Source organism: Spirosoma aerophilum, assembly GCF_054782495.1.
Window position 1 is genome coordinate 1 of record NZ_BAAGSJ010000017.1, and the last position, 13,358, is coordinate 13,358.

Below are 13,358 nucleotides of genomic sequence, written 5' to 3' on the forward strand. Positions count from 1 at the left end.
TGTATTAGGCCTGCCGCTAGCGTTCATCCTGAGCCAGGATCAAACTCTCCATCGTAAATATGTTTGTGGTTCGCTAAAGAACCACGATGTTTATAGCCTTAAATAGTGCTAACCTATTGATGTCAATACGTCAAAGAACTGTCTCAAACCTTTCGGCCTGATTGTAAGACCAACCGTTGTTGGTCTTCCTTATATTTGGGAGTGCAAAGGTACAACACTCTTTCTTTCTTGTCAAGAAAAAGTTGAAAATATTTTTTGTCAACTTTTTCATTTCCCAATTATAACTAATTGACTTAAAAGCATTTAGATTGTTAGTCCGCCTGTTCTTTCGTCGTTTGGGAGTGCAAAATTAGGTGTTTAAAATCCTTTACGCAAGTAATGTTTAAAACTTTTTCTAAAAATTTATTCGGCCTGTAAAAAAGGATATTCGTAAGACTTGGGTGGAGAAAACGTCTCCTTTATGGTACGTGCTGATACCCAACGGTATAAGTTCAAGGCTGAACCGGCTTTATCGTTTGTACCTGATGCTCTCGCCCCACCAAAAGGTTGCTGTCCTACTACGGCTCCAGTCGGCTTATCGTTGATATAAAAGTTACCGGCAGCGTTTTGAAGGGCTTTGGCGGCCTTCTCAATGATGTATCTGTCCTTCGAAAAGATCGATCCTGTCAACGCATAGGGCGAAGTTGTATTGACTACTTCAAGCATTTTTTCGAATTCGGACGGCTCGTATACATATATTGATAACACCGGCCCAAAGATTTCTTCGCACATGGTTCGGTAAGTCGGGTCTTCTACCTGCAGTATGGTTGGCTCTATGAAGTAACCCTTGCTTCCATCAAAATTACCCCCCGCTACTATTCTTACTTTATCCGTTTTTTTTGCCTCTTCTATATAAGCAGTAATTTTTTTGAAAGCTCTTTCATCGATAACAGCGTTGACAAAGTTTGAAAAATCCTCTGTTACGCCTATTTTGATCTCGCTTAGAAATTGCTTCATCTTCGCTTCGACTGCCGGCCATAGGGTAGTTGGTATATATGCTCTTGAAGCAGCTGAGCATTTTTGGCCCTGGTATTCGAAGGCTCCCCGTACCAAACCTGTAGCGACCTCATCGGCATCAGCTGATTCGTGTACCATTACGAAGTCTTTTCCGCCGGTTTCACCAACAATACGAGGGTACGTCTTGTACTTGTGAATGTTTGCGCCGATAGTCCCCCATATCTGCTGGAATACACCTGTGCTTCCCGTAAAATGGATACCTGCAAAGTCAGGATGACTAAAAATGATCTCCCCTGCTACGGGTCCATCTACATAGATCAAATTAATTACACCAGCTGGTAAGCCTGCTTCAATCAGGACCTCCATTATAACTTTCGCCGACAACACCTGTGTGTATGCGGGTTTCCAAACAACCGTGTTGCCCATCAGTGCAGCCGAGGTTGGCAGGTTTCCGGCAATAGCTGTGAAATTGAATGGCGTCAAGGCAAAAACGAACCCTTCGAGCGGACGGTACTCTAATCGGTTCCATACTCCCGGCGCTGAACTGGGTTGCTGTTTATATATTTCTGTTGCGTAATGCACATTGAACCGCAGGAAGTCGATCAGTTCACAGGCGGAGTCAATTTCGGCCTGATAGGCATTTTTCGATTGACCCAACATAGTAGCGGCATTGATTCTGGCTCGATAAGGTCCGGCAATCAACTCGGCTGCTTTGAGAAAAATAGCTGCTCTATGCTCCCACGATAAGTTAGCCCACTCTTCTTTGGCTAACAACGCTGCATCAATTGCGTTTTGGACATGTTTAGCCTCTCCTTCGTAGAAGTAGCCTAGTGTATGCTGATGATCATGGGGAGGAGCGATACGAAGTTTTTGATCCGTTCTTACTTCTTCGCCACCTATATACATTGGAATATCCGTTTCCTGCGATCGGAATTCCGCTAATGCTTTTTTTAGTGCTTCCCGTTCCGGAGAGCCAGGACGATATTCTTTTACCGGTTCGTTTACCGGCGTTGGCACATTGAACGTTCCAAATGACATAATGAAGTGTTTGAATTTTTACAAATTTACGGATTGCCTTACTTATCCACTAATCCACATGAGTTTTCCACATTTTATGCGCGTTTTTCAATTCATTGATCTGATTTAGCGTACTTTGTATTTCTACTTTCACATTGTCCATGCGTTTTTACAGTACAAATAGTCCTACGGCAACTGTCTCTACGGAGCAGGCACTTTTTCAAAGTATGCCAGCTGATAAGGGCCTTTATATGCCCAATTCTTTGCCTTATCTGGGCGCTGATTTTTTTTCGTCTATTGCCAATCAATCCTTAGCCGATATTGGGTTTGCCATAAGCCAAGCCTTGTTTGGCGACGAAATCAGCAAGGCAGATCTTGAAGAATTGACGCATCGTGCGTTCCCTTTCTCTACGCCGGTTGTTGAATTGGAGCAAGGCAAGGTTGGTGTACTGGAATTATTTCACGGCCCTTCACTGGCGTTTAAAGATGTCGGTGCGCGTTATATGGCGGCTTTGATGTCTTACTTTTCTAAACAGACAGAGAAAGAAGTAAATATTCTGGTTGCAACCTCCGGGGATACAGGTGGTGCTGTAGCTATGGGTTTTCACAATGTTCCGGGCGTACGGGTTTCTATTCTTTATCCTAGTGGCCGGGTGAGTGAATTGCAGGAAAAGCAACTGACAACGCTTGGTGGAAATATTCAGGCCTTTGAAGTGGATGGGTCCTTCGATGATTGTCAGGCCATCGTGAAACAAGCTTTTGTGGATGCCGAGTTGAATGCGCATCTCTCCCTCTCCTCGGCTAATTCAATCAACATCTTTCGGCTTATTCCTCAGGGCTTTTATTATGTGAGTGCTTTTGGTCAGGTAAAACACCATGGCAAACCAGTTGTGTTCTCCACCCCTAGCGGCAACTTCGGTAATTTAAGTGCTGGTGCGCTCGTTCAGAAAATGGGGCTACCCGTAAACCACTTTATAGCCGCTACCAATCTCAACCATGTTGTCCCGAATTACCTTAAAACAGGTGATTACGTCCCTAAAGCATCTATCGCTACCATATCCAATGCAATGGATGTCGGTAGTCCGAGCAATTTTGTCCGGCTTGCTCATTTGTATAATGACAACTATGAACAGTTCAAGACAAATGTGTCTGGTTACTTTTTTGATGACGAAGAGACTCGCGTTGGGATGAAGCGAATTTTCGATTCTTATAACTATGTCTCCTGTCCTCACACGGCTATTGGGATTATGGGCTTAGAAAAGTATGCCGCTGAAGCCAAACGAGAATTTACCGGCGTCGCGCTGGCCACTGCCCATCCGTCAAAATTTAAGCCTTTAGTTGAAGAAGTACTTAACGAACCTGTTGAGGTTCCTGAACGACTGGCTGAATTAGCGCATCGAACGAAAAAAAGTATTCATATTACAGCTGACTATTCTGCATTCAAAGAATCGTTTTTAACAACAGTTTAGCAGAGTTATCCACAAAAAAGGCCCCATTCTTGTGAATAGGGCCTTTTTTGTGGATAACTCTGTTGATTAAAGCTGTTTCTTTTCAACAGCTAATTCACCGTATCTCCCCGTAACACCCGAAAACGTTTTCGTGCTTCTGCCCCGTGGATACTGCCAGGGTACTGGGTCAATACTTTTTGATAGGCTTCCATGGCCGCCTGCTTGTCCTTCAGTCTATCCTCGTATATTTTCCCCAGCATAAACTGAGCATCATCGCCAAGTATATCATTTGGATAGGAAGCGACGATCTTTTTCATGTCTTCCAGGGCTTCTGTTACCTTACCTTGCTTCAGATACGTATTTGCCCGCAGCCATAGGATTTCATCGACGAGACTATGTTCTGGATAAGTTTTCAACATTTTATTCAATTCCTGAACGGCTTCTTCTGTTTTATTCTGGAATAACATCAGATCGATATCCGCATAATGGCGCATGGCAGCTTCCGTACTATCCATACCCGTGTTATCCACAATTAACAAACTTAACTGTTCGGCATCATTGGCAATTTCGCGGGATGTTGCCAGCTTAAGCACGTCCAGCAAATCTTTCGCCACGGCCATATTTCCCCGGTAATACTGAAGCTTGGCGTTTTTCAATTTCGCTTCATAACCCAATAACTCTTCCTTTTGTGACTTTTCTACCTGAGAGTACAGCAGTGTCGATTCCCAGGGCTCCCCTTTCAACAGGTAGATATCACCTTTATCGAGTTTGCAGCGGTCCACAAAGTTCTTATCTGTTTTGCCCAGGTCAATTGCCAAGTCCAAGACTGTTAAAGCCGTGTCTTTGCTATCCAGGTAGTTGCCATACAGATTTGCTGTACTACGTAAAGCTTCAAGCGTTTTTCCATTTGTGCCGATTTCCTGAAGCATTTTCTGGTAATCGGTGATCAATTTTCTGATTTCAACCTTATCAACCGGATACGTATTCTTGACCTGTTCTTCTCTGGCACTGATGACCAATCGGCGGGCGAATGGATATAGCTGACCTTGTGGATAAGTTGTGGATACATACTCGAATGATTCAGCAGCCGTTTTATATTCTTTGTTATTCATGGCCAACATCCCCAGATCATACACCCGGCTGCCGTTTAACTTTAAGCGCTTATCGGTTGCTTTCTCCTGCAGGAGTGCACGGCTAAATTTTTGCTTCTGGACAAAATACCAGATCAGAAGTTCATTATACGACAACTCGTTCGGTTCCTGCTGAATTTTGGAGTAAAGGGCTTTTTCCACAAGAGGTTCGTCTTTTGTGTTGATAAACCCTTGAAGCGCGGCCAGAACAGTTTCTTTCTTCTCGGGTTGCTTACCCGTCAAAATAATCTCGTCGATTGCTTTCTCCGTTTGCCCTGTCGATCGATACAGCGTCATTAATTCCTCGCTGTAGGCCGTTTGCTCTTTGCTGACCTCACGGGCCGTTTCGAGCGTTTTGATGGCCCAGCGGCTCTCTCCGACTTCACTGAAGGCTGCAGCTAGCTTTTCGAGTTTGGCAATTGACGACCGGCTCGATTGCAATGCGGCTGTAAACTGAACTTTCGCCTGTGTGGTGTCGCCCTGCTGGGTGGCCAACTGCCCACTGAGTAGTTCGTAATAAGATCGGTTGGCTTCGTCGCTTCGCTGCTGTTTGCGAAGGAATTTTACCGCATCCTCGGTCTTGTTACTTTTTTGCAAGCTATTGACGTACCTCAACAGCTTTGTCCAGTTCACATCTGTTTTCAACAGCTTGGCATATTCATTCGCGGCTTTTTCAAAATCGCCGGCTTTATAATACTCCTCGGCCAAGGTCGCTCCGCCCGATGTGGGTCCGACTTGAGCCAAGGCCAGTCCAGCGGACAAGACCCACACTAGCGCAATAATGACTTTTGACCTTATTAACATTTTATATAAAAGCTTTTTTAAAAAGAACGTTGTTTCAACTATTAGCCATGTGGAAATGTGTATAAATAAGTTGTCCACTCTTCAAGATACTCATTGTGGATAAGAACCACAACATATCCACAAGTTCTGCTTTAATTATCCACGCCTAATTTACTTATAATAAGGTAAATAACATTTTATCCACATTTTGTGTGTTAACATCTTGTGGATTTGTTTATAAACTTAATGCACAACATGAGCTGGGGAAAATTTGTGGAGCTAATCGGTATATGTTGGGGTTTCTCCACAATTCACATCTTCTTTTTGACCGATGTGGATTACTGCCCTACTCATCCACAGCCATCACACGGCTTGTAAACAAATTATCCACCCGGGTAAGCCAGTTATTCACACAGTTATTCACACAAAAGTTTAACTTTTTTAATTTAGAATAGACCTTTACCTGATTGGTCTAAAATCCCACACTTATGGTGTTGATAAGGCAATAACTATGCCTTGTTAAAGAGGTAGATTAAGCTGGACGAGTTACCGGTCTTTTGAGCCTGTGCATTTGACGACAATCCCACTTGTAGACTTTTTATATAATCTGTTTTTCCAGTCTGATAGCGGGTGCTCAGCATGGCGATGTAAAAGGCATCGAATACCATGGGTAATTGCTTAACTAATTTGAAGCCAAGTTTGTTGAAGAGCGACTCTATTGTTGAGGGAGTAAAATGATGCAAGTGGCGCGGCACATCATAGGCGGCCCAATATTCTTTGAATAGCTGTGCATCGTACGAGTCTGAATTGGGTACGGCTATCAGCAAGGTCCCCTGTCCAGTTAATAAATCACGGAGTTGGTTTATGGTTTCACTCAGGTTCGGGATATGTTCGAGTACATGCCAGAGCGAAATAATATCAAAGGGTTCTGCTCCTGTCAGCGCTTTCAGATCGGGTTTAATTTCTGCCTTTAATCTTTCTTTGGCAATAGCCCTTGCATCAGGATCGGGTTCCATACCGGTTACTGACCAGCCACCCTTTCGGCAGCTTTCCAGAAAGGCACCTGTTCCGCAACCCACGTCGAGAATTTTTCCGGGCTTACTTGTTAGCTTATTGATCAGATTTAGTTTCGATCGTAACGTATAATTTCTGACCATACGGTAGGCTGTATTAATTACGCCACCCCCACTATCGTTATGTGAAACATACTGATCAGATTTGTAATAAGCGCCTATCGACTCATTATCTGGCCGTGGATTGGTTAATCGGAAGCTACATTGTTGACACTGCTGGATGGTGAATTTTTGGTTGCTAACCAGGTAGTCCTCGCAAACTAAAAAAGGGCTGAACGTGCGGTTGCCACAGACTGGGCATTGTGTTACGGTTTCCAAAACAGTTGTCAGAATTGAGTGAATACAATAAGGGTGTCAACTTTCTGAAATAAGCTGACACCCTTTCATTTTTAACGGCCCATGTAGACCAATAGAATAGAAACGTCGGATGGACTCACTCCGCTAATACGCGAAGCCTGTCCGATTGTTGATGGCCGAAGACGTTTAAGTTTTTCTTTACCTTCGAAGGAAAGAGCTTTCAACCGGTCATAATCGAAGGTCGGGTTGATGGAAAGATTCTCCCATTTATCGAGTTTATCGGCGTTTTGCTTTTCCCGATTCAGGTAATCCTCGTACTTAATTTCGATTACCGTTTGTTCAATTGTCTCCTCTCCTACCCCACTGGGCATATCCGGCAAATTGCTTAGAATGCCTTTTACGTTGGATTGATCGATTTCAGGACGCTTTAACAAGGTATACAAGCTACCTTTTTCCCGGAGAGGTGCACTTCCTTTTGACTCCAGGAATGCATTGATCTCTTCCGGCTTTACTTTAGTGGCCCGGATGGCTTCCGTCAGTTTGGCAATTCCTTCCCGCTTGGTGACCATTGTTTCATAACGTTCCTGAGAGGCCAAACCGATGGCATACCCTTTTTCAGTTAGCCTTAAATCCGCATTGTCCTGCCGTAGCAAAGTCCGATATTCTGCACGGGATGTGAACATTCGGTAAGGCTCTTCGGTACCTTTTGTGATTAAGTCATCGATCAAAACCCCTATATAGCCTTCCGATCGTTTGATGGTAAATTCGGCTTCTTCATTGCTGTTGCGGTGGGCATTAATACCCGCCATCAAGCCCTGGCAAGCCGCTTCTTCGTATCCGGTTGTCCCGTTTATTTGGCCCGCGAAGAATAGATTATTAACTAATTGCGTTTCGAGCGTTGGCTTTAATTGGGTTGGCGGAAAGAAATCATACTCAACCGCATAGCCCGGCCGGAACATTCGTACGTTCTCAAAACCCTGTATTTTACGAAGAGCATTATACTGAACGGTCTCAGGAAGAGACGTTGAAAAGCCATTCACATAGACCTCCACTGTATCCCAACCCTCTGGTTCAACGAAAATCTGGTGACGATCTTTATCCGCAAATCGATTGATCTTATCTTCTACCGATGGACAATAGCGAGGCCCTAACCCTTTTATCCTACCCGTGAACATCGGTGATTTATCGAAGCCGGTTTTCAATTCATCATGGACTCCCTGATTCGTATAGGTAATCCAGCAACTGCGCTGCCTGGTAAGGGCCGCCGTATTTGTGTAGGAAAATTTACCTGGGTTTTCGTCGCCAAGCTGCTCTTCCATTAAGGCATAATTGAGGCTTCGTCCATCCACACGGGGTGGGGTTCCGGTTTTCATCCGGCCCGCTTCAAAGCCCAGTTGGACTAATTGTTCCGTTAACCCGGTAGCCGAACGTTCAGCGGTTCGTCCGCCACCAAACACTTTTTCACCGATAAACATCTGGCCGTTCAGGAATGTACCGTTTGTCAAAACAACGGCTTTGGCGGTAAATTCAACGCCTAAGCTTGTTTTGACGCCTTTAACCCGGCCATCTTTAACAAGGACTTGATTGACTGTATCCTGCCAGAAATCTACATTTTGATTTTCTTCCAATGCTTTTCGCCATTCCCAGGCAAATACATTCCGATCGCTCTGGCAGCGTGGGCTCCACATGGCAGGACCTTTCGAACGGTTCAGCATTCGAAATTGTATCATGCTTTTATCGCTGATAATTCCCGAAAGACCACCGAGTGCATCCACTTCGCGTACAATTTGCCCTTTGGCAACTCCACCCATGGCGGGATTGCAGGACATCTGTGCAATGGTTTGCATATTCATTGTAATCAGCAAAACTTTAGAACCCATGGTGGCTGCTGCGTTTGCTGCTTCGCATCCGGCATGGCCTGCGCCAACTACAATGACATCGTATGAAGAATACATTTTTGAAACTTTTTGAAAAATGTTTCACGTGGAAACTTTTCACAAAATTGTTGAAAGTTGTTGAAAAGGTAAAACGTGATTATGAATTGATAGAAAAGCAACAAAAAACCGCCGACCTTAGTGCAAAGTCGGCGGTTTAAAAAAAAAGAGGATTATTTACTTACTTTCTGTAAATACTGATTTGCTTCCTTTTTGTAAAAAAGATTATAATTCGGCGTAACTGACCGCAAAACTTCAACTTGTTTCGTTTTTTGCTGAAAATTTGTTGAATCGAAAAAAGCTGGCGTACTCTTTTTCGTTGTCTTAGCGGCTTCTGCCTGCCGTTTCGGATCTTCCTCCTGCTGCTTTAACGCTTTCTCAGATTCAAGAAGACGGGTTAAGATTTCGTTCTGCCGATTAATTGTGTTTGGATTTACCCGTTTGTTAACCAGGTCGGTTTCGGTTTCATCCATTTTTTCCATCAATTCCTTTATCTGTTTTTCCTGTTGCTTACCGGCTTCGGTACCCTTTGCACTTTCTTCCAGCTTTTTAAGCATACTCCGAATCATAGCCTGCTCAGCTGCCATTTGCGAAAGTTCTTCAGAAAGGCCCCTTCCCGACTTACCCCCTTTCTGCATTTGATTCATTTTTGCATTTAACTGCTTTTGCATTTCCCCCATCCCGCTTGGATTCTGGCCCTTCTTACCACCTTTTCCTTTACCGGGCATAGCCATAGCGTTCATCTGCTGCTGCATATTTTTCAATACATCACTGAGCATTAGCGCTAAGTTATTAATGGAAGTCATGGCGAATTGCTGCTTTGAAGATGCCATACTTAAACGGCGATCCTTTAACTGCTGGACGCTTTCATCCATATAAAATTTCATATTCGTTAACTCTCGCGTTACAAATGACTGAATTTGTACAACACGGCTAGCCAACGCATTAAGACTGTCTTCAATAATCTTAGCGTCATCCTGAAGCTTTAGCTGCTCTTGCGAAAGCTTGGTAACCCGTGGATCCTGCAAGTTCATACCCCGAAAATCTTTCATAACACGCTCTTGTCCGAAGGATAGCGTAATGAGGTTGTCAAGAATGTTGCGGAGGTCGTCCATGTTTTCCTGCATCTCTTCCATCTCAGAGGACTGCATAGATTCTTTCATGGCTTTGCTCATGGCTTTCATAGACTTAGCCGATTTCTTTTGTTTTGAAGAGGCTTGTTTACCTTGGTTGCTCTTCATATCCTTGGCCGCGTCTTCCATGTCCTTATCAATCTCCTGCTGTTCTTTTTCAGAAGATTCAGGCTTGTTTAAATCATCTTTCTCGGCCTGCTTCTCAATTTCCTTTAACTGCTCCTTTGTGTTTTTGAAATCTTCCTGAGCCTTTTCCTGCTGCTTCTGCTGCTCCTGTGTCGTCTCATTTTTCTTCGCGCTTTCTTCGGCCTGCTTCTCTAACTGCTCAGCCTGCTTTTCCAGATTTTCGGCAATGTTGTTCACCTTCTGTTCCAGTTGCATCTGCTTGAAAAGCTTAAGGGCACGGTCCAGATCGCGTTCCATATTCTTTTCCTTCCGGGTTAAACGGTCAAGCATGTCTGAGGCTTTTTCGTCCTGTTTCCGCTCCAGAAGTTGCTTCAGTTGTTCATACAGTTGCTTCGATTCCGGATCGAGTAGATCTTTAAAAAGCTTTTGTAATTGCTCCATTTTATCCTGCATGGCCTGGTTTTTTTCCGCGAATCGTTGTTGCGTATCGTTCGTTTTCTGCATCTGTTCCTGCAGTTTCTGAACCTCTTTCATCAACTCCTCCCGCTTTTGCAGAATTTCCTGAAGCTGTTTTTTGTCCTGAAAATCGGACGATTTTTTGGTACGCATCCGGTCCTCCATGGTTTGGAGTTCCTTCTTGATGGCCTGCGTTTTGCTTAGGGCATTATCAATCTGCTCCTCGGTTTTCTCCGCCGATTTGTCGACCTGTTTTTGAATTTCTGCGTTCGATGGGATCGTGAAATTTAGCTGATTCGAGCGGCTCGATTTTGCTCCGTTGACCCCGTCGTTGTCCCAAACCTGAACGAAATACTCTAGTTTATCTTCCTGACCGAGTTTCAAACTATCCAGCGACCAGTTATAAACAAAGTTCTGCGATGTTGTCGATTTGTTGACCGGAATATCTTTAACGTATAACTGTGATGCTTTTCCGTTACGATTTATTTTATAATTCAACCGTAATTTTGAGAATCCGTAATCGTCTGAAATTAAGCCTGATAACGCAATGTAGTTATAGGTGACCGTGTCCTGAATTCGATCAACAGATATTTGCGGAAACCGGTCCGGGATTACCTGAACATTGTACTGTATGGTTGATGGAGAAGAAACCTGCCCATTTTTCAAAGAAACTGTGTAGGCTGAATTTTGCATTAACCGACGATTCAGCACGAATGTATTGTCATCCACAAGACGGGCTGGTGTTGGCTTTGGATCGGTATTGAATCGGAACAAAAGAGAATCGGTATGGTCAGAAGCAAACTCCCAGTTGACTATCGTTCCCTGTGGTACGAGCAAGTTGCCAACGTTGGAAAGTTGCTCGGATGGCTTATTCAGATAAGCGGGATAGTCAAGTTTAACATTAAACGAAAGCACTGCCGGCCGATCGATTAATGAAACTTTATAAGTAGGCGAATTATAGCCGGAAGCCTCTAGATGGAAGTCAACATCCCGTTGCAGGTTATCAAAATTATAGTTGAACTGGCTTCCCGATTGATCCATTTTAAAGCGAGTACCGTTGGCTACTACGTAGACAGCCTGAGGTATCGCATCACCACTCAACTTGACGGACAGTGGAAAATCTTCATTCCGAAAAGCCTTCATGTCTTTGTTCTGAACAACAAATTGAAAGGGCGCTTCCTCCACAAACTCTTTATTGTAATTGACAAGCCGAGTCGACGACTTGGTAAAGAATGAGGGATTAAGTACCAGAATGAGTAAGATCAATGCCAGGGGTGGAATGGCATATTTAAGGAATTGCCGATTGCGGCTAATCTGAATCGCATTGGCAAACCGATTGATCAGCAGTTGCTGCGACCGTTGATTCAAACTTGCTTGTAGCAAATCACTCTGGTCCGATGAGATGCGCTGGAGTTGTAGTGTGTTCAGCAACTTATCCCCTACCTCAGGAAAGAAGGTGCCTATCTGGCGGGCAGCTTCATCGTTCGAGAGCGGTTTACTCAATCCGTAAAGTTGCAGCAAGGGACGCAAGACCAACATATATAGGCCAATAAGGACCGTTAACAGAAAGCCAAAAAAGAGCGCTCCCCGACCAACAGAATTGAAGCGGCCAATAAACTCGGCTGTATTGACAAATAGATAGCCGGTCCCCAGTAAGGCAATGAAGAACAAACTACCCTTTACTAACTGATTCTGAAAATACCGTTTTTTATACTCGTCGATGCGTTGTAGCAACGTGGAATAAGCAGCAGTTGATTGCATAAAATTTCAGATTGAGTAGTTAAACTAGTAGAGACTCAAAGTACTTAATAACGTGTGCTTTCAAGAAATTCTCCTGTGCGAGCAAGTCGCCATGCGGAATCGGTTTCGCTAGTGTCCATTGAGGCCAGCCATCTTTGTCGAGTCCATCAAACGTATAATAGCCCTCTAAACTGAGTACCCGGCAAACAGCAATGTGCATTAAATCCTGTTTGGCTTCTTTAGAAAATCGTTTAGGTCCGGTGCCTAATTCCTGCACACCTATCAGAAACAGAACGGCGTTGAGATCGGCCGGGCGTTTGCCTACCAGTTGTTGCAACTGGTCAAGCAATTCTTCCCAGGATTTATCAGTAGTATTTTCGTTGACGATGCTCATATTTTATTCTTCTCCCTAAATTACAACGTTTTATCTTATCGAACGAATGCGTTTGCTCTTTCAACAAGTACAAAAATTAGTAGCTGATTTTATCGACTTGCTTTTCCCCTTCCTCTGCTTGGGTTGTAGTCAGTCATTGGGGGCAAACGAAAAAGTTTTATGCACAAAATGCCGGATTCAATTACCTGAAACAAACCAGCATCGGGACCCTTATGACACGAATCTCCTCAATAAGTTTGCCGGAAAAGTGCCGATACACTTTTTAGCGTCTTATGTATTTTTTTCGAAAGGGGGAATTGTACAAAAACTCATTCATGGTATTAAGTACAAGGGACAAAAGGAAGCAGCCAGAGAATTAGCAAAATGGTACGGCTACCAGCTTCTCTCGGAAAGCAAATTACCTGAGCAAATAGACGTGATAATTGGCGTTCCGTTGCACAAGAGCCGTCTGCAACAGCGCGGTTATAATCAGGCCGACTGGATCGCAGAGGGTCTGTCTGACGCACTTAACGTTCCGATGCGCACGGATGTTCTGATCCGAAACCGATTTTATGCCTCACAAACGCGTAAGAACCGACTGGAACGTTGGGAGAATGTGAAAACCGTATTTTCGGTGCTCAATCAGAATCCAATAATTGGAAAAAATGTGGCGGTTGTTGATGATGTTTTAACGACTGGAGCCACCATTGAAGCTTGTGCTATTGAGCTTTTACGAGCGGGTTGTAAATCAGTTAGTGTCCTTACTCTGGCCGCAGCACACCGATAAACTGGAGCCTCTTTCGTTTGCTTCCAACTTTACAAAAAACGGGCAGTCAAAAAGCACTCTGCAAC

The 13,358-nt window shown here is 44.0% G+C and carries 8 protein-coding genes; 2 read left to right on the forward strand and 6 right to left on the reverse strand.

Annotated elements, in window-relative coordinates; all coding sequences use genetic code 11:
• Positions 1-402: 402 nt before the first annotated feature.
• Entirely contained in the window at positions 403-2,034 is a 1,632-nt protein-coding gene (gene pruA, locus ACYVK4_RS22280) for an L-glutamate gamma-semialdehyde dehydrogenase (protein ID WP_461129773.1), read from the reverse strand.
• 140 nt (positions 2,035-2,174) lie between these two features.
• Here pruA and thrC point away from each other — a divergent pair, with 140 nt between their 5' ends.
• Positions 2,175-3,482 carry a threonine synthase gene (thrC, locus tag ACYVK4_RS22285; protein WP_461129774.1) on the forward strand — a complete coding sequence of 436 codons (1,308 nt, stop codon included), beginning with the start codon at positions 2,175-2,177 and terminating at the stop codon, positions 3,480-3,482.
• An 89-nt stretch (positions 3,483-3,571) separates the two neighbouring features.
• Here thrC and ACYVK4_RS22290 read toward each other — a convergent pair whose 3' ends face one another.
• From ACYVK4_RS22290 to ACYVK4_RS22310, 5 genes are all read right to left on the reverse strand, one after another.
• Positions 3,572-5,335, reverse strand: a complete 1,764-nt coding sequence (locus tag ACYVK4_RS22290; RefSeq protein WP_461129775.1) for a tetratricopeptide repeat protein — start codon at positions 5,333-5,335, stop codon at positions 3,572-3,574.
• A gap of 548 nt (positions 5,336-5,883) precedes the next feature.
• Positions 5,884-6,531: a class I SAM-dependent methyltransferase gene (locus ACYVK4_RS22295; protein WP_461129776.1), complete on the reverse strand. Its 648-nt coding sequence runs from the start codon at positions 6,529-6,531 to the stop codon at positions 5,884-5,886.
• A 305-nt stretch (positions 6,532-6,836) separates the two neighbouring features.
• The gene (gene mnmG / locus ACYVK4_RS22300; RefSeq protein WP_461129777.1) at positions 6,837-8,699 is read right to left on the reverse strand and encodes a tRNA uridine-5-carboxymethylaminomethyl(34) synthesis enzyme MnmG; all 1,863 of its coding nucleotides are present in this window, start codon (positions 8,697-8,699) and stop codon (positions 6,837-6,839) included.
• Positions 8,700-8,851: 152 nt separating this feature from the next.
• Positions 8,852-12,154: a DUF4175 family protein gene (locus ACYVK4_RS22305; RefSeq protein WP_461129778.1), complete on the reverse strand. Its 3,303-nt coding sequence runs from the start codon at positions 12,152-12,154 to the stop codon at positions 8,852-8,854.
• A gap of 19 nt (positions 12,155-12,173) precedes the next feature.
• Entirely contained in the window at positions 12,174-12,527 is a 354-nt protein-coding gene (locus ACYVK4_RS22310) for a hypothetical protein (RefSeq protein WP_461129779.1), read from the reverse strand.
• A 46-nt stretch (positions 12,528-12,573) separates the two neighbouring features.
• On the opposite strand from ACYVK4_RS22310, the gene ACYVK4_RS22315 reads away from it, so the two are divergent.
• A complete protein-coding gene (locus tag ACYVK4_RS22315; protein WP_461129780.1) occupies positions 12,574-13,293 on the forward strand; it encodes a ComF family protein in 720 nt (239 codons plus the stop codon).
• The last annotated feature ends 65 nt before the right edge of the window (positions 13,294-13,358 follow it).

Coding starts and splice junctions, on each gene's coding strand:
- pruA (WP_461129773.1), bottom strand. CDS start 2,034: ATGTCATTTGGAACGTTCAATGTGCCAACGCCGGTAAACGAACCGGTA.
- thrC (WP_461129774.1), top strand. CDS start 2,175: ATGCGTTTTTACAGTACAAATAGTCCTACGGCAACTGTCTCTACGGAG.
- ACYVK4_RS22295 (WP_461129776.1), bottom strand. CDS start 6,531: ATGGTCAGAAATTATACGTTACGATCGAAACTAAATCTGATCAATAAG.
- mnmG (WP_461129777.1), bottom strand. CDS start 8,699: ATGTATTCTTCATACGATGTCATTGTAGTTGGCGCAGGCCATGCCGGA.
- ACYVK4_RS22305 (WP_461129778.1), bottom strand. CDS start 12,154: ATGCAATCAACTGCTGCTTATTCCACGTTGCTACAACGCATCGACGAG.
- ACYVK4_RS22310 (WP_461129779.1), bottom strand. CDS start 12,527: ATGAGCATCGTCAACGAAAATACTACTGATAAATCCTGGGAAGAATTG.
- ACYVK4_RS22315 (WP_461129780.1), top strand. CDS start 12,574: ATGCGTTTGCTCTTTCAACAAGTACAAAAATTAGTAGCTGATTTTATC.